Source organism: Enterobacter sp. P82 (assembly GCF_037053385.1).
Taxonomy (GTDB): Bacteria; Pseudomonadota; Gammaproteobacteria; order Enterobacterales; family Enterobacteriaceae; genus Enterobacter.
In genome coordinates this window covers 623,912-640,635 of the sequence record NZ_JBALHX010000001.1, presented here as the reverse complement: position 1 = coordinate 640,635, position 16,724 = coordinate 623,912, and the positions used below count along the sequence as shown (strand labels likewise).

General features: G+C 51.7%; 18 protein-coding genes and 1 pseudogene. 9 read left to right on the top strand and 10 right to left on the bottom strand.

Features of this window, described 5'->3' with window-relative positions; all coding sequences use genetic code 11:
• The first annotated feature begins 4 nt into the window (after window positions 1-4).
• From fliQ to rcsA, 3 genes and pseudogenes are all read left to right on the top strand, one after another.
• On the top strand, window positions 5-274 hold the full coding sequence (gene fliQ / locus WB237_RS02915) for a flagellar biosynthesis protein FliQ (RefSeq protein WP_008500315.1): 270 nt from the start codon (window positions 5-7) through the stop codon (window positions 272-274).
• A gap of 7 nt (window positions 275-281) precedes the next feature.
• Window positions 282-1,083: pseudogene (fliR, locus tag WB237_RS02910) on the top strand (flagellar biosynthetic protein FliR).
• Between the two features lie 278 nt (window positions 1,084-1,361).
• Window positions 1,362-1,985, top strand: a complete 624-nt coding sequence (gene rcsA, locus WB237_RS02905; protein WP_008500313.1) for a transcriptional regulator RcsA — start codon at window positions 1,362-1,364, stop codon at window positions 1,983-1,985.
• Window positions 1,986-2,087: 102 nt separating this feature from the next.
• On the opposite strand, the gene dsrB is transcribed toward rcsA, so the two are convergent.
• Window positions 2,088-2,276, bottom strand: a complete 189-nt coding sequence (gene dsrB / locus WB237_RS02900) for a protein DsrB (protein WP_013097741.1) — start codon at window positions 2,274-2,276, stop codon at window positions 2,088-2,090.
• A 136-nt stretch (window positions 2,277-2,412) separates the two neighbouring features.
• Between dsrB and yodD the strand changes: the two genes are divergently transcribed.
• Both yodD and WB237_RS02890 read left to right on the top strand, forming a co-directional pair.
• A complete protein-coding gene (gene yodD / locus WB237_RS02895; protein WP_028019596.1) occupies window positions 2,413-2,640 on the top strand; it encodes a YodD family peroxide/acid resistance protein in 228 nt (75 codons plus the stop codon).
• A 300-nt stretch (window positions 2,641-2,940) separates the two neighbouring features.
• Complete coding sequence (locus WB237_RS02890) at window positions 2,941-3,759, top strand: mannosyl-3-phosphoglycerate phosphatase-related protein (RefSeq protein WP_336210126.1); 819 nt, start codon at window positions 2,941-2,943, stop codon at window positions 3,757-3,759.
• Here the strand turns inward: WB237_RS02890 and dgcQ are convergent.
• The 3 genes from dgcQ to WB237_RS02875 all read right to left on the bottom strand — a co-directional run bounded on the left by dgcQ (window position 3,726) and on the right by WB237_RS02875 (window position 6,672).
• Complete coding sequence (gene dgcQ / locus WB237_RS02885; protein ID WP_336210123.1) at window positions 3,726-5,426, bottom strand: cellulose biosynthesis regulator diguanylate cyclase DgcQ; 1,701 nt, start codon at window positions 5,424-5,426, stop codon at window positions 3,726-3,728. The genes WB237_RS02890 and dgcQ overlap by 34 nt on opposite strands.
• 74 nt (window positions 5,427-5,500) lie before the next feature.
• Window positions 5,501-5,683, bottom strand: a complete 183-nt coding sequence (locus WB237_RS02880; RefSeq protein WP_028019599.1) for a YodC family protein — start codon at window positions 5,681-5,683, stop codon at window positions 5,501-5,503.
• A 77-nt stretch (window positions 5,684-5,760) separates the two neighbouring features.
• Entirely contained in the window at window positions 5,761-6,672 is a 912-nt protein-coding gene (locus WB237_RS02875; protein ID WP_114979719.1) for a DUF808 domain-containing protein, read from the bottom strand.
• 178 nt (window positions 6,673-6,850) lie between these two features.
• Here WB237_RS02875 and yedA point away from each other — a divergent pair, with 178 nt between their 5' ends.
• Window positions 6,851-7,765 carry a drug/metabolite exporter YedA gene (gene yedA, locus WB237_RS02870; protein ID WP_028019601.1) on the top strand — a complete coding sequence of 305 codons (915 nt, stop codon included), beginning with the start codon at window positions 6,851-6,853 and terminating at the stop codon, window positions 7,763-7,765.
• Here the strand turns inward: yedA and WB237_RS02865 are convergent.
• From WB237_RS02865 to drpB, 4 genes are all read right to left on the bottom strand, one after another.
• Window positions 7,737-8,228, bottom strand: a complete 492-nt coding sequence (locus tag WB237_RS02865; protein WP_336210115.1) for a very short patch repair endonuclease — start codon at window positions 8,226-8,228, stop codon at window positions 7,737-7,739. The two genes, yedA and WB237_RS02865, sit on opposite strands and share 29 nt — an antisense overlap.
• Entirely contained in the window at window positions 8,209-9,624 is a 1,416-nt protein-coding gene (locus WB237_RS02860; RefSeq protein WP_336210112.1) for a DNA cytosine methyltransferase, read from the bottom strand. Before WB237_RS02860 ends, WB237_RS02865 begins: the two co-directional genes overlap by 20 nt.
• A 61-nt stretch (window positions 9,625-9,685) precedes the next feature.
• Window positions 9,686-10,387 carry a phosphohydrolase gene (locus WB237_RS02855; protein WP_336210111.1) on the bottom strand — a complete coding sequence of 234 codons (702 nt, stop codon included), beginning with the start codon at window positions 10,385-10,387 and terminating at the stop codon, window positions 9,686-9,688.
• 51 nt (window positions 10,388-10,438) lie between these two features.
• Window positions 10,439-10,708, bottom strand: coding sequence for a cell division protein DrpB (gene drpB / locus WB237_RS02850; RefSeq protein WP_028019605.1), 270 nt, complete (start codon window positions 10,706-10,708; stop codon window positions 10,439-10,441).
• Between the two features lie 435 nt (window positions 10,709-11,143).
• On the opposite strand from drpB, the gene ompC reads away from it, so the two are divergent.
• Complete coding sequence (gene ompC / locus WB237_RS02845; RefSeq protein ID WP_336210107.1) at window positions 11,144-12,283, top strand: porin OmpC; 1,140 nt, start codon at window positions 11,144-11,146, stop codon at window positions 12,281-12,283.
• A 58-nt stretch (window positions 12,284-12,341) separates the two neighbouring features.
• On the opposite strand, the gene WB237_RS02840 is transcribed toward ompC, so the two are convergent.
• Window positions 12,342-13,205, bottom strand: a complete 864-nt coding sequence (locus WB237_RS02840; protein WP_336210104.1) for an N-acetylmuramic acid 6-phosphate etherase — start codon at window positions 13,203-13,205, stop codon at window positions 12,342-12,344.
• Window positions 13,206-13,370: 165 nt separating this feature from the next.
• Between WB237_RS02840 and WB237_RS02835 the strand changes: the two genes are divergently transcribed.
• Window positions 13,371-14,987 (top strand): sensor histidine kinase, encoded by a 1,617-nt coding sequence (locus WB237_RS02835; RefSeq protein ID WP_336210102.1) that lies wholly within the window; start codon window positions 13,371-13,373, stop codon window positions 14,985-14,987.
• Window positions 14,984-15,703, top strand: coding sequence for a two-component system response regulator DcuR (dcuR, locus tag WB237_RS02830; protein WP_028019609.1), 720 nt, complete (start codon window positions 14,984-14,986; stop codon window positions 15,701-15,703). The genes WB237_RS02835 and dcuR overlap by 4 nt, the downstream gene beginning before the upstream one ends.
• Here dcuR and WB237_RS02825 read toward each other — a convergent pair.
• Window positions 15,684-16,646 (bottom strand): FAD:protein FMN transferase, encoded by a 963-nt coding sequence (locus WB237_RS02825; protein ID WP_336210098.1) that lies wholly within the window; start codon window positions 16,644-16,646, stop codon window positions 15,684-15,686. The two genes, dcuR and WB237_RS02825, sit on opposite strands and share 20 nt — an antisense overlap.
• Window positions 16,647-16,724 lie beyond the last annotated feature (78 nt).

Here is a 16,724-nt window from a genome sequence, read left to right as displayed (position 1 = left end):
GGCGATGACACCCGAATCGGTCATGATGATGGGCACGGAAGCGATGAAAATCGCGATAGCCGTTGCCGCGCCTTTGTTGCTTGTCGCGCTGGTAACCGGTCTGATTATCAGTATCCTGCAGGCCGCCACGCAGATTAACGAAATGACGCTGTCATTCATCCCGAAAATTATCGCCGTGTTCGTGGCGATTATCGTTGCCGGGCCGTGGATGCTGAACTTGTTGCTGGACTATATGCGCAACCTGTTTACCAATCTGCCGTACATCATCGGCTGACCTGACGATGCTGCACTTCACCAGCGACCAGTGGGTTCAGTGGCTTGGCGTCTATTTCTGGCCGATGCTGCGCATCATGGCGCTGATCTCAACAGCCCCGATTCTCAGTGAGAAATCGATCCCCAAGCGTGTCAAGGTGGGGCTGGGCATTATCATTTCCATTATCGTCGCGCCCTCTCTCCCCCCTGTGGATATTCCGATTTTCTCGGCCAATGCGGTATGGGTGGCATTGCAGCAGGTGATGATTGGCGTCGCCGTCGGCTTTACCATGCAACTCGCCTTTGCCGCCGTGCGCACCGCAGGGGAACTCATCGGCCTGCAGATGGGATTATCATTCGCCACGTTCGTCGATCCCGGCAGCCATCTCAACATGCCTGTGCTGGCGCGCATTATCGACCTGCTGGCCATGCTGCTGTTCCTGTCGTTCAACGGTCATCTGTGGCTCATCTCCATGCTGGTGGATACGTTCCATACGCTGCCGATTGGTGATAACCCGGTGAACAGCAATGCTTTTCTGGCACTCACCCGCGCCGCAGGGCTGATATTCCTGAACGGGCTGATGCTCGCGCTACCGATTATCACACTGCTGCTGACAGTAAACCTGGCATTAGGTTTACTGAACAGAATGGCGCCACAGTTATCGGTGTTTGTCATTGGTTTTCCGCTGACGTTGACGGTCGGAATTTTATTAATGTCATTACTCATGCCACTTATCGCCCCCTTCTGTGAACATTTATTCGGCGAGATATTCAACCTGTTAGCGGATATTGTCAGCGAACTGCCACGTAAATAATAGCCCTCACTGTTGATATTGTCTTTCTGAGGATATTCCTAAAATAAAACATGAAAAACATCTTCCAGGATATATCTGACGCGGTTTAATTGTTTCTAACCACCTCACAATACTTAATAATTACTTTACTTTAAGAAGATTCCTGGCAAATTATACGTAACTTTACGGGATAGTGAGTCCGCCTGAAAGTCTTTGTCATGCTCACAGGTTTATTATTTTTTTCCATCCCGTATGGCTGTTTTGAGCTCTCAGGCAGATGGTGAATTATCGTTACGCATTGAGTGAGGGTATGCCATGTCAACGATCATTATGGATTTATGCAGCTACACCCGGCTAGGGTTAACCGGGTACCTGGCAAGCAGAGGGGTAAGAAAGAGAGACATCAACGATGCACACACCGTTGACGAACTCGCAGCCGCTTGTGACGAACTAAAACCAGGCGTGGTGTTTATTAATGAGGACTGTTTCATTCACGATCCAGCCAACAGTCAGCACATTAAGCAAATCATTAATCAGCATCCAAAAACCCTGTTTATTGTTTTTATGGCGATCGCGAATATCCATTTCGATGAGTATTTATTGGTCCGTAAAAACTTATTAATCAGTTCTAAGTCGATTAAACCAGAGTCGCTGGATGACATTCTGGGTGATTATTTGAATAAAGAAGTTAAAAATGTAGGAGCGGTTAACTTACCCACCCTATCATTAAGCAGGACTGAATCAAGTATGCTGAGAATGTGGATGGCGGGCCAAGGAACTATTCAGATCTCAGACCAGATGAATATTAAAGCTAAAACCGTTTCGTCACACAAAGGAAATATTAAAAGGAAAATTAAAACGCATAATAAGCAAGTGATCTACCACGTAGTACGCCTGACCGATAATGTGACGAACGGGATTTTCGTCAACATGCGTTAGTCGCTTAAGACCCTGTGCACCCTACCTTTGATCTCTGGCCTGGCCAGAGATTTTTGCTTCTATAGAGGTTGTCGGGCACGCGATGTGCTACCCGACGCCGTGCTACTCTGCTTTCTCAACAAAAATGCCGTCAGGATGCCCCAGTTCGTTAAAAAACCAGATGCCGAGCGGGTAGTCTTCCAGTGATACCAGGTACATTGTGCCTTCACTAAACTCTTCAATTGCCAGTACCACACCCGGGCGGCGCGGCCCACCGTCCGTTTTAACGGTTACCCGATCATTGACCTTCATACATTCCTCCTCTGGTTTTGAGCCAGTGTAGAACAAAACGTAAAAACGCACATCGCCGTCCGGCGCGAATGGCGTTTTTATACACAGGCTATACTTAACCCTGGACACGTTTGTAGGTTGAAAGAGGAGTCCCGTAATGAAGACCGACAAAGCGTACAGCGACACCATCAAACGCGACGTCGAGGTGGATGTCGATGCCCTGCTGGCCGCGATCAATGAGATCAGTGAATCAGAAGTCCGTCGCATGGACGATAATTCTGACCGCGTCATTGTAAACGGAAGGGATTATCACACCTATCGTGAACTGGCTGAGGCTTTCGAGCTTGATATTCATGACTTTAGCGTGTCTGAAGCAAATCGGTAGCACGAAAAAAATCCCGGTCATGGGGATGGCCGGGATCAAAACTTGCTTATGCAAGAAGCACTTGAAATTCGTTACACCAGGAAACCTGATGTACATGCCACACTATCCCCAACAATTTTGCCTGACAAGCATATATTCTCGGAATGAATATAACATTTTTAACATATTGATTTTTGTTATGAGCGACAACATACGCCGAATGCGGGTTTGCCTGGGATAGTTCCCTTCTCCCGGGTTTCCCTCCCTGTTATCTTTTAGGAATATTCTTAGTCGCTGACGCATCCGTTATCTGGAGTCACTATGCCTTCACTGCGGGATACACTGCTGATTTTTTCTGATCTGGATGGCTCGTTGCTGGATATTCATACCTATGACTGGCAACCAGCGATACCCTGGCTCGACAGGCTGCTGGATAACCAGGTACCGGTCATTCTTTGCAGCAGTAAGACGGTGGCAGAGATGCTTGCGATTCAGCAGGAGCTGGGGCTGGAAGGTTTACCTCTTATTGCCGAAAACGGCGCAGTGATTCAGCCCGATGTCCGCTGGGAAATGGGTCAGCGCCACATCAGAGGGATGTCGCACCAGGATATCCACCGGCTGATTGAACAAATCCGCCTGCAGTTGCGCGTTAAATTCACCACCTTTGACGACGTCGATGAACGGGTTATCAGCGAGTGGACCGGGCTGACGCGCTATCGCTCAGCCCTTGCACGTAAGCATGAAGCCTCCGTCACGCTTATCTGGCGCGACACCGATGAGAAAATGGTTGAGTTTGAAGAGGTACTGGCGCGAAATGGTCTGAAATGCCTGCAAGGCGCCCGCTTCTGGCATATTCTGGACGCCCGCTGTGGTAAGGACGTTGCGGTTAACTGGCTTATTGAGCAGTACCGTGAGCAGGAAGATATCACTCCTGTCACCCTGGGACTCGGTGATGGCCCCAATGATGCCCCCCTGTTGGACAGCATGGACTTCGCTGTCGTCATCAAAGGGATAAACCGACAGGGTATCGTGCTGCAAGACACGTCTCCTGCGCGGGTCTATTACACGCAGCAGCCCGGACCAGCGGGCTGGTGTGAGGGGCTGGATCACTTCTTGTCGTCATCGCGCCAGATAACCTGATTACGTCCCCCCTGTTTTGCCAGATACAGCCGGGAATCGGCAATCGACTGCAGCTGTTCAAAGTTGTAGTTCCCTTTTTCATGGGCACAACTCACACCAAATGACGCACTGATATGTACTGTGGTGCTTTTTTTCACCAGAATCTCTTTGCTGTCAATTCTTGCGCGGATGCGCTCTGCTATCATCGAGGCCTCCGGAAGTGCCACCCCAGGTAATACCACGCAAAACTCTTCCCCACCGACGCGTCCGGCAACATCGTTTTCACGTAGCCCGCTGGCAATAATCCCGGCAGCGTGAGACAACACCTTATCACCCGCCTGATGACCAAAGCGGTCATTGATGCTTTTAAAGTGGTCCAGATCTATCTGAATCACGGAAAACGGTAGCGACTGCTGCTGGCATTGTTGCGCCAGTATTCTGGCCCGTTCGAAGAGCGCACCACGGTTATTCAGACGAGTGAGCGGATCATGCCAGGCCTGCCACTGCAGTGAGTTTTGCAGGGTATACATATTGCTCACCATTCGACGGATCACCAGCCAGGAGATAAGCAGCATGGCCGTGAACAGCGCCCACAACAGAGCCAGCACTATGCTGATGCTACCGAAATCGCCCTGAACGCCTTCATGGAGGGTATGCACCCGCAGAACGACACCATCAAAGTGATCGAGCCGTTCCCAACTGATAAAACGGCTACCGAGACGGATACCACCTTCCGTATCACTTTCAATGGCATGCGCAATTTGCGCCATTTCGCGTTCGTCAAAATGGTTCATCAGGCTGGCCGGAGATTCCGAAGAGGCAATCAAGTTGAGGCGCGAATCGTACAGCTGATATTCCCCTTCGGCATGATCGTCCGTTGCATCTGCCAGCAAACGCGTCATGGTGCTAAACGAAAAATCCATCGCCACTACGCCGTACCAGTAATGTTCGAAATAGATGGGTATGCTGGCCGTAATCATGCGTTCATTGCCGGTCCATGAGGAAGCGGTGGAAATAAACCAGCGCACCGCCCGTGCGCGATTGTTGCGTTCCGACTGCTGCGTAAACCAGGGCTGGGTCACCAGGTGGTAATAACGCGTAATGATGTCGTCACTCTGCGCAGGCGTATCCGTGGAAAGATAAAACCCGGCGCGGGAGATATAGATAATCCGCTCTTCATTCTGTACCGTCGATGAGGCCAGACGTAGTAAGTAACCGACTTCAAGTGCAGCAGAAATTTCATTACGGATACGTTCATCGTCACGGTTCAGGAGCGTGGTTTTTTCAACAAAGGCGTCCGATACACCATTGATGGGGAGCGTGCGTTCTTTATCCACCGCCAGCTGCCAGGCAGGCTGCTTTCGAAGGGTGTCAAAACGTACAACCGCATCATGCAAAACATCAAATGCCAGCGGTTTATGCAGTGCGTCCCGCATGCTGTTGCGGAAAAATAGCGCCTTATCAACGCCAAATTGCAGCTGTCTGTCGAGCGAATTGGCAACCGTTTCCAGATGGTTGCGCTGGCTGGAGATATAGGCTTCTTCCAGCACCACCACCTCGCGCCAGGTCAGAAGAGTGGAGAAGATCAGTACGACGAGAAAACAGGAATTAACAATCAGGCCAGGGTTGCTGCGCTTTTGCAGCCATTGAAAAAAAGATCGTCTTACAACAAATGTATCGCGCTGCACACACACTCTCCCTGATGACTGCCTGGACCCGGTACCTGAAATAAAAACGCCCGACAAAGCCGGGCGTTATGTGATTAAGCCTTGTCTCGTTTTTGCTGCCCGTCACCCGGTTGAAGCTCATCTTCACGAAATGCTTCTCGCTTGATGCTGTAGCCATCGTGCCACCGACATTCCACCATTCCACTGGAATACCCGGTGACAATCATACGTGGGCCGCCCTTCTTAGGCTTAACTTCATCACTGACCAAAAAGACCATACCTGCCTCCTGTATCAGGGTGAAACTTTTTCAATTTAGACGAGGAACAGTCTTTTTGCATCTGTAACGAGTAACAATTAGTGCGCCGTGCCACGCATTTTTTCGACCAGCTTCACGACTGCCACCACGATAGCACCAATGATAAAGCCCAGCACAAGGTTAAGCAGTGTAGGCAGGATAGCCGCCACGATGGCACCCTGCGCCGACGAGAAGTGTTCGATGGCATGATGCAATGGCGCAATACCATGAACCACAATACCGCCACCAACGAGGAACATCGCCAGCGTGCCGACCACGGATAAACTCTTCATCAGCCACGGCGCCAGCACCAGTAAGCTTTTGCCGACCCCTTTTGCCACCACGCTCGATTTCTCTTCCAGCCAGAAGCCGATATCATCCAGCTTAACGATCACTCCTACCAGGCCGTACACCCCAACCGTAACCAGAATAGCGATCCCGGAGAGGATCAGAACCTGGTTCATCAGTGATGTTTCAGACACGATCCCCAGCGTAATGGCGACGATCTCTGCAGAGAGAATAAAGTCGGTACGAATAGCCCCTTTCACTTTATCGCGCTCAAAGGTTTTCGGATCCTGCGCGGCCAGTGCTTCAAGACGCTGCTGGCGCATTTCAGGCGTATCGCTCTTATTACGTGCCGCGAACGAATGAAGGACTTTCTCGACACCCTCGAAGCATAAAAATGCCCCACCAATCATCAGTAACGGCGTGATTGCCCAGGGAATAAACGCGCTGATCAGTAGCGCCAGTGGTACCAGAATCACCTTGTTGAGGAATGAGCCTTTCGCTACACCCCACACCACCGGCAGTTCACGGTTAGCCCTTACCCCACTCACCTGCTGGGCGTTAAGCGATAAATCATCTCCCAGAACGCCAGCGGTTTTCTTCGCTGCCAGTTTCCCCATCACTGAAATGTCATCCAGTAAGGTGGCAATATCATCCAGCAATGTTAATAAGCTACTTCCTGCCAAAATCGCAATCCTTCTTTTTTTGGTAATTAAGTGAATAGTATGGAGCAAAAGCGTGAACCCGGAAACAGGCACCTTTCGTCAACAAAAAATTCACATCAACCACACAATTAAAGGACTCGCCAGCACGATAGTTTTCGCGTTTACTATCAGCGACCTTTTTATTTCGTCGTGAGGGATTATGCGCTTCCGGCAATTGCTACCGCTCATTGGGGCACTTTTTTCACTGTATATCATCTGGGGCTCAACCTACTTTGTCATTCGCATCGGGGTAGAAAGCTGGCCGCCGCTGATGATGGCGGGGATTCGCTTCCTCTCGGCTGGGGTGCTTCTGCTGGCATTCCTGCTGCTACGCGGGCATAAACTTCCCCCACTTCGCCCGCTGCTTAATGCTGCATTGATTGGTCTGCTGCTGTTGGCCGTGGGCAATGGTTTTGTGACCATTGCCGAGCACCAGAATGTGCCGTCAGGGATCGCCGCCGTGGTTGTTGCCACCGTCCCACTATTTACCCTCTGTTTTAGCCGTCTTTTCGGCATTCGTACCCGCAAGCTGGAATGGCTGGGGATTGGCATCGGGCTTGCTGGCATTATTCTGCTCAACAGCGGCGGTAACCTGAGCGGGAACCCATGGGGCGCCGTGATTATTCTGATCGGCTCTATGAGCTGGGCGTTCGGTTCCGTATATGGCTCCCGTATTGAGCTGCCCTCCGGCATGATGGCTGGCGCAATAGAGATGCTCGCTGCGGGGATTGTGCTCTTACTCGCCTCAACGCTGACGGGAGAAAAGCTGACGACAATGCCGGGTCTGTCGGGCTTTCTGGCGGTCGGTTATCTGGCACTGTTTGGATCGCTCATCGCCATTAATGCCTACATGTTCCTGATCCGCAATGTTTCTCCGGCCGTCGCCACCAGCTATGCCTATGTCAACCCGGTCGTGGCCGTGCTGCTCGGCACAGGATTGGGCGGTGAAACACTCTCGTCGGTGGAATGGCTGGCACTCGGGGTGATTGTTTTTGCTGTTGTGCTGGTCACGCTGGGCAAATATTTGCTGCCTGCCAAACCGGTTGTCACACCTTGCGAGGTGGAAAAACCGTAAGCGGGTGAATCCCCTGAGTGTCGATCTGCGCGGTCTGACCGCCGCCGCAGATCCACTCTTCCAGCCGTTCCGTGAGATCGGCATCGTTCAGTTTTAATCTGCCTCTCAGGGCACACTCCCAGACGATCAGCACTCGCCAACCCTGAGCAATAAGCGTGATGAGATCCCGGTTGTCACGATCAACGTTCTTACCAATTTTCTCCAGCCAGAAATCGGTGCGTGTCGCCGGGACCTTGAACAAGTAGCAGTCGTGATGATGCCAGAAACAGCCGTGGGTAAAGATAATGCACTGGTACGCGTCGACAACGAAGTCCGGGCGACCCGCAAGCGCGGGATCCTGCACGCGGAAATCAACGCCGGCCTGCGTCAGAAGCGCGGCCAGGCGTTTTTCAATTGCGGTATCACGCGTGCCGATGGCACGCATGTTTTTACTGCGTGTTGCTTTATCGTGAACATCCGTCATTGACGGCCTCACTCTGACGTAGCGCCACAGCCTGTTTGATGCGGGAGGCCAGCAGTTTTGCCACCGCCGCAAACGCGGGAACCACCACAGAATTACCAAACTGGCGGTAAGCCTGCGTGTCCGAAACCGGAATGCGGAAGCTGTAGCCTTGCGGGGTCTCAAACCCCATTAACCGGGCGCACTCCCGAGGCGTTAAGCGCCGTGGACGATGACGCTGGTTGTCCGGGTCGTCGAAATTCTGCTCGCCAAGCGCCTTGTCCCAGCCTCTGTCGATCAGAATTTCTGCACCGTCTTTATAGTAGCGGGCAGACAACGTACGGGTAACGCTGTGCGGATCGTTTGGGTTTACCATCCCGAAACCGAAGCCGTTGCCCTTCGCCTGATGTTTTTTGGCATAGCGGTAGAGGTATTTCCATAGCACCGGGGTGAGGATAAATTTCGCGTCGACGGCAGGCTCAAGCAGATCAGCCACGGTAGGACGGCGCGCCGGATATAAAGAAGGAATATCACGCAGGGTGAAATCCCCTTTCAGATTGAGATCGCGGCGGAAACCTACCAGCACGATTCGTTCGCGATGCTGGGGCAGAAAATGTTTCCCATCAATGATTTTTGGGTCATCCGCGCCCATGTCCTGTGAGTCGGCCACGTCATAGCCCAACTCGTCCAGCGTTTGCATGATGATGCGGAAGGTTTTTCCACCATCATGGCTCTTTAAATTCTTGACGTTTTCCAGCACAAAAATCGCCGGACGTCGGGCGTCAATAATGCGGGCCACATCAAAAAACAGCGTTCCCTGCGTATCACAGGCGAAACCGTGAGCGCGTCCGAGGGCGTTCTTTTTCGAGACGCCCGCCAGTGAGAAAGGCTGGCACGGGAAACCCGCCAGCAGCACATCATGCGCCGGGATCGTCTGGCGAATGTGCTCTGCGGCTTGTGCATCGCTCACGCCACTTTTATGGCTCAGGGTGACATCGCGGATATCCGCGTTGAAATGATGTTCATGCGGATCGCAGTACCAGTTCGCTTTGTAGGTACGCACAGCATGTTTGTTCCACTCGCTGGTAAACACGCACTGGCCGCCGATGGCCTCAAAGCCGTGTCGGATGCCACCGATACCGGCAAAGAGATCGATAAAGCGGAAGGCATAGTTCGGGTGCGCGGCTGAAGGGCGTGGAAGCAGGCTCTGCAGGTAACGAAACTCGCCTTCGCTCAGGCGACGCCCTGCCCGCTCGCTGGTCAGCAGTCTTTTCAGGATTGCCGGGCTCCAGTGGCTCTCACCGTGTGCCACCAGCTGATTTGCCAGGGTTTTAGCATCATAGATATCTAACAACTGGTGCAATAACGCCTGCACCGTTGCCGTTGATTTCTCAGCCTGCTCAGGTGCGGGCTCAGTCACTGATCGATTTTCCTGCATTCTTTTAACCGGACAATAAAGACTGGAAACAGATTACCACAGTTCATTTGCGCAAACTGCGACGGAAGCGGCTCTGAACCTGGCTATCCAGCCCGATGCAGTCGCCGTGTAATTCGGCACTGAGTTTCGCCATAAACTGGATCAGAAAATCGGCGTTGTGATGCGCGAGCTCGCGCCCGACATCCGTTTGCATTGTATCAGGCAAGCGCAACAGCTTGGTCTGAAAATGGTCAAGGGCAAACGCCCGGTCATCAAGCGCTCGTGCATCGGCGAACGGATCGTCAGCATCAAACAGTGCTACCCCCAATGCGCCAGACACGGCAAAAACTCGCGCCAGACCGATGGCACCCAGTGCTTCCAGACGGTCTGCATCCTGGACAATTTTGGCCTCAATACTTTGCGGCGTCAGCCCGGCGCTGAAACTGTGAGCCTCGATGGCATGTTCCACTGCGGCATAGCATTCGGACGGGAAATCAGGGAAATCGCATTGCAGAATACTACGTGTCTTACGCGCCGCCAGATGGGATGACTGACTGCGTTCCGGATGGTTTTTCGGCAGGCTAACGATGTCATGAAAATAACATGCGGTAAGGACAACCAGCGGGTCAACCGTCTGATTGTCCATAATTTTTTGCGCGGTCATCCAGACACGACGAAAGTGTGAAATATCATGAGCGGTGTCGTCGGTAGTGTGGTTTTCGTCGAGCCAGCGTTCAAAGCGGTGCTGCCACTGCGTAAGTTCCATGATCACATCCTGTCGTTGAAACGCTAACAATAGCAACTTTCCCCGCTGCTATCACCGGTTGTCCTGACGGGGACGCGTATACCAGGCAATCGCGCCCAGAATCAGACCGACGGTGCCCAGCACCATAAATCCCAGAATGGCTCCAAGCCACTTCCCGCTGGTCGACCCTAAATCACCGTCAGCCACGGTATCAGGCAGTGATGGAATTTTACTTACCACCCACGCGTAGCGCGCCATAGCCCAGACAAAGTAACCGCAAAATGCGTAGAACACCCATAGAGCCAGTTTGCCTCCCAGGCTGCGTTCAATTTTTCGTTCCATCTTTACCCTTCACTCCACGATAGCTGCGCTATCGTTTTCACCTGCTCACTTAGTTTTGTGACAATCATCACATTTTGTCATTAAACGCGGCAGTGTGGGAAGATTTCTTACGCTCAGTTTGCGTTAAGTTGATCTCAGGCAAGATTAACGGTTGTGTTATTTTTGCTCTGAAATGGCGAGATATATAATTTCAAGCAATTATAAAACTGAAATAATAATAGCGTGAAATACTTAATAATAATTAACCTCTATATATTCAAACGAATAATTCACAAGAAAAATAAAGCGACATTTAGAAATATTTTGCAATATTTACACGACTTTAATTACATTTATTTTTGAACCAAAATAACAAACCATAGAATAGTATCAACCATGTAATTACGGAGTGTGATTACATATATTCATATAAATTATCTTTAAAGGGAATATATAATGAAAAGAAAAGTTCTGGCACTTCTTGTACCCGCTTTATTAATGGCTGGCGCGGCAAATGCGGCGGAGATTTATAATAAAGGCGGCAATAAACTGGATCTTTACGGCAAAGTGGATGGCCGTCATACCTTCTCTGACAATGCCGGCGAAGATGGTGATGACACTATTATTGAACTGGGATTCAAAGGTGAAACCCAGATCAACAACCAATTGACTGGTTATGGTCAGGCACTGTTAAAAAGCCAGGCAAGCGATACTGAAAACGCACAAAACAGTTATGCAAAACTTGCATTTGCTGGCCTGAAATTTGCCGATTATGGTTCATTTGATTATGGTCGTAACTACGGTGTGGTTTACGATGTCGAAGCCTGGACAGATATGCTGCCTGTTTTCGGCGGCGATTCATACACCTGGACTGATAACTTCATGACAGGTCGTGCCAACGGCGTGGCCACTTATCGTAACAGCGACTTCTTTGGTCTGGTAGAGGGTCTGAATTTTGCCCTGCAATACCAGGGAACCAACGAAGGTCAAAATGCCAACGAAGATCAGGAAGGTACCCGTAATGGTCATAAAGACCCGCGCTTCCAGAACGGTGATGGATTTGGCCTTTCCACATCTTATGACTTTTCAGGTGATTTGAGTGGCGTCAGCCTGGCCGCTGCTTATGCCTCCTCCGATCGTACAAATGAGCAGGTAGCCGCTGGCAAGAACAAAGAGGGCGATGGCTGGGCCAACGGTGAGACTGCCGAAGCCTGGACTGTTGGTGCTAAATATGACGCGAATAATGTCTATCTGGCGATGATGTATGCTGAAACCCGTAATATGACACCAATCGGTAATGACGGTATCGCTAATAAGACTCAAAACTTTGAAGCAGTAGCACAATACCAGTTTGACTTCGGTCTGCGTCCTTCACTGGCATGGGTTTATTCAAAAGGGAAAGATCTGGACGGTAAAGGATTTAACCAGGATCTGGTTAATTACATTTCTGTTGCCAGCACTTACTACTTTAATAAAAACTTCTCTACTTATGTAGATTATAAAATCAACATGCTGGATGAAGATGAAGCACTGTATGATACATACGGTATTTCCACCGATGACGTTGTCGGTATTGGTTTAACTTATCAGTTCTAATATACAAAAAGACAAAAGGCCGCAATTGCGGCCTTTTTTTATTACTGCGCTGAATATATTACGGCGCTTCCTGCAACGCCACGCGAATAAATCCGTTATTCTGCGCCAGTAGCTCATGGGCTTTCCAGGCATCCAGCCCTGTCAGCACCATCAACACCGCTGTTTTACAGTTATGGTTACACCCTTCCAGCGCGGCTTTCGCCTCCGCCCGGGTACATCCGCCTGCTTCCATCACTATTGCGATTTGGCGCTCAGCCCATTTGGTATTGCTTGCCTCAAGATCCACACGCAGGTTGCTGTATGCGCGGCCGGTTCGGACGGCCAATCCGGTAGCAATCATCGAGAGGATCATTTTCTGCGCAATCCCCGCTTTGGTATTGATATAGCCTGCAACCACATCAGCACCCAGTTCCGGGGCAATCACCATGCTCGCCAGTTGCGCCGCTTCACTTTGCGCGTCGCCGGTAATGACAGCAACCGAAGAACCCAGCGACCATGCATGCCGCATCGCGCCCCAAACCCACGGTGTTTTTCCGCTTATGGTCACCGCCAGCATCATATCGTGTTCGCCAAAGGTGATGGCCTGCAGGTCGGCAACGCCACGCTCATAGCTTCCTTCTCCCTCGCCTGCTGTAACGGCAATGACAGGAGTTTTACCCGGAGCATATTCATCCGCTACCTGTTGCGCGACACGGCCCGACGGGCCTGCACCAACAATGACTAAACGACCACCGTGGTTGAGGGTCGCGACGGCGTTATCCACCACGCGGGCGATAGTTGTTAAACAGGGGGTAATAGCAGCAGAGATAAGTGCATCATCCTGGTGAATGACTTTCAGCATGTCCAGCGTGGACAATCTATCAATATTCATCGTGCTGGCGTGCCGTCTTTCCTTGACCGAACCGGTAAGCATAATGCTCATAAACAGCCTCCTTATTATGAGTACCCACACACTATAAAGTGTTTTATATGGATGACATGCGAGGAGGGTCACGAAAAGAGGAGCAAATCCACGCCTTTACATGGCTTTAAGAAAAGTGCGTCATCGGCGATAATTACCCCCTTTCTTAATCATCGCGGAGTGTTGATGAGCGATTTGCAGCCTTTCCTTCTGACGCGCAAGCGCCCCATGAAACTGAATACGCTGGTCACGTTGATGGTATGCGCGATTATTGCCTCTGTGCTGCTGGTGGTCTTTGCACTCTATTCAGTACAAATTACCCGGGCGACCCGCGATGATGTTAAAGATACTGCTCTGGGTATCGCCCGCACGCTGGCCGACAGCCCGGAGATCCAGCGAGGCCTGATGCAGCCCCCGCAGGCAGATATCATTCAGCCCATCGCCAAAGCCGTTACCCAACGCAACGATCTGCTGCTCACGGTGGTGACTGACATGCGGGGGATTCGTTACTCGCACCCGAACGAAGCGCTGATCGGCCTGCACTTCATTGGTAACGACCTCGAGCCCGCGCTGGAAGGTAAAGAGAATGTCTCCGTAAACCGTGGTGCGCTCGCCGAAGCGCTCCGTGTTTTCACCCCTGTTTACGACAGCCAGCACGATCAGATCGGTGTGGTGGTGGTCGGTATCTCTCTCAAAAAAGTGGAAGATCAGATCGCCCGCGGACGGATGAACGCCGTCTGGACCATCATATTCAGTATCTTTATGAGTTCCATGGCGATTTGGGGTCTGGTTCGGGTACTGAAACGCATCCTGTTCGGGCTTGAACCCTACGAAATCTCCGCATTGTTCGAACAACGTCAGGCTATGCTGCAGTCGCTCCGTGAAGGGGTACTGGCTGTCGATATTCATGGCCGGGTGACGATGATTAATCAAACTGCCAGAGAGATTTTACTCCTGCCTTCAGGTAAGCAGACTGAAAACGCCAGCGCACCGCTGCTGGCCAGCCTGCGGGAAGTTTCGAAAACGGGAATTGCCCGTCAGGATCAGGAGATCAGCTGTAACGGGCGGCTGTTGCTGTGCAACATGGTGCCAGTCAAAAGCCAGGATCGGGTGATCGGCGCGATCACCACCTTCCGCGATAAAACGGAAATCAGCCAGCTGATGCAGCGGATTGATGGCATGGTCAGTTACGTTGACGCCCTGCGCACCCATACACATGAGTTTATGAACAAACTGCACGTGATCCTTGGCCTGCTGCACATGAAACGCTACGACAAGCTGGAAGAGTACATCATCCAGACGGCGCACAATTACCAGACAGATATCGGCGAGATACAGAGCAAGGTAAAATCTCCGGTAATTGCCGGGTTCCTGCTGGGTAAAATAAATCGGGCGAAAGAAGCGGGCGTCACCCTGACGCTGGCCGATGAGTGCCAGATACCGGATACCGCCAGTGAAGAGCAGGTTGCGGTGCTGATCACCGCGCTGGGTAACCTTATTGAAAACGCACTCGACGCGATGGAAGGACAGCAGGAAGGCGAAATCAGTCTGCTGTTGCATTATCAAAATGGCTGGCTCAGTTGCGAAGTCAGTGATGACGGCCCCGGTATTGATCCCACTCAGCTGGAGGCTATTTTTACAAAGGGATTCTCAACCAAAGGTGAAAACCGCGGTGTTGGGTTGTTCCTTGCTCGCCAGCAAATCCAGAACCTGGGCGGAGAGATCTCCGTCGAGTCTGAGCCTGGTGTATTTACCCAATTTTTTGTTCACATCCCCTGGGATAGCGAGAGGAATATCGCGTGATAAATGTATTAATTGTCGATGATGATGCCATGGTAGCCGACCTCAACCGTCTGTACGTCAATCGTGTTGAAGGCTTTAGCTGCTGCGGTGTCGCCTCTACGCTCAACCAGGCCGAGGCCTTTATCAACAACCCCAACCAGCCTGTCGATCTGGTACTGCTGGACGTTTATATGCAGCAGGATAACGGGCTTGATCTGTTACCTGTTATTCGCGCTTCAGGCCGCCCTATTGATGTCATTATGATCTCCTCCGCTGCTGACGCCGCCACGATCCAGACCTCCATCCATTACGGCGTGATGGATTATCTGATTAAACCCTTCCAGTTTCCACGCTTTGAAGAGGCACTAAACGGCTGGAAGGCGAAGCACAGTCTGATGGGATCGCACCAGTACTACGAGCAGGCCGACGTCGACAGACTGATTCACGGCGGAGCGCCAGAGCTGGCGGACAGCAAAAAGCTGCCGAAAGGGTTAACGCCGCAGACGCTGCGCACGATTTGTCAGTGGATTGATGCCCATCCGGAGACAGAATTCTCCACTGATGACCTGGCAGGCGCGGTCAATATCTCCCGCGTGTCATGCCGCAAGTATCTGATCTGGCTGGCGCAAATCAACATTCTGTTTACCAGCATTCACTACGGTGCCACCGGGCGTCCGGTGTATCGCTACCGCCTCCAGCCGGAGCAAACAGGCCTGCTCAAGCAGTATTGTCAGTAACGCGGTAGCTGTTATCCAGCAACGTAAACCGGAAGTGGTGCGCTGAAGAGAGCACCACTTTTTTTGTTTTGGTCACAAAGATAGCTTCAATATCGGGGCGCGCTCGCAGCGTGGCACATCCTTTCTCTACCCCCATGCCGTACATCAACGTGGTCCAGATATCTCCATCAATGGAGTTTTTAGAAATGATGGTCACGCTATCCAGTTCGTTATCCAGGGGATACCCGGTGCGCGGATCGAGAATGTGGTGGTAGCGTTTGCCGTTTTGTTCAAAGTAGCGTTCGTATGTTCCGGACGTCACGACTGACATGTTCTCGACCGTCATCGTGCCGATCAACGCATCCCCGGCGAACGGTTTTTTGAGCCCCACGCTCCAGCCCCCTTCCGGCGAGCATAATGTCTGGATATTGCCGCCGAGGTTAATCAGCCCCAGATCGGCCCCCTCTTTGTGCAGATAATCCCGTACTCTGTCGGCGATATATCCTTTGGCGATAGCCCCCAGATCGATTTCCATACCCGTGCTGGTCAGAAAAACGCTGCTGCGGGCCTCATCAAGGATGACATCCTCAGGACGGGTAATCGCCAGCAGTGACGCGATTTCATCGGCAGGCGGAACGCTGTCTCCCTGAAAACCAATTTTCCAGCGCTTCACCAGCGGGCCAATGGCCAGGTTAAAGGCGCTGTCCTTGAGGAGGCTTGCCGCTTTTGCACAGCGGATCAGTTCAAATACGGGTCGGCTGACGGTGACCGGATGCTGGCCTGCTGCATGGTTGATATCCATGACCTGCGAGTGCGCGCGGTTGACGGTGAGCAGATCTTCATACTGTTTGATCAGGCGAAACACACGGGATGCGAGGGCTTCGTCATGGGAGAAGAGTTTCAGGAGGATGGGTGAGCCCATCAGGACGGCGGAGTAGCTGTAAACGCGATGGCTATCAGGCATAGCATGAGTCCTCAGATGTAGCCCCGGCAGGCACCGCGCCGCCGGGGAAAATGCCGGATAACGCTGCGCGTATCCGGC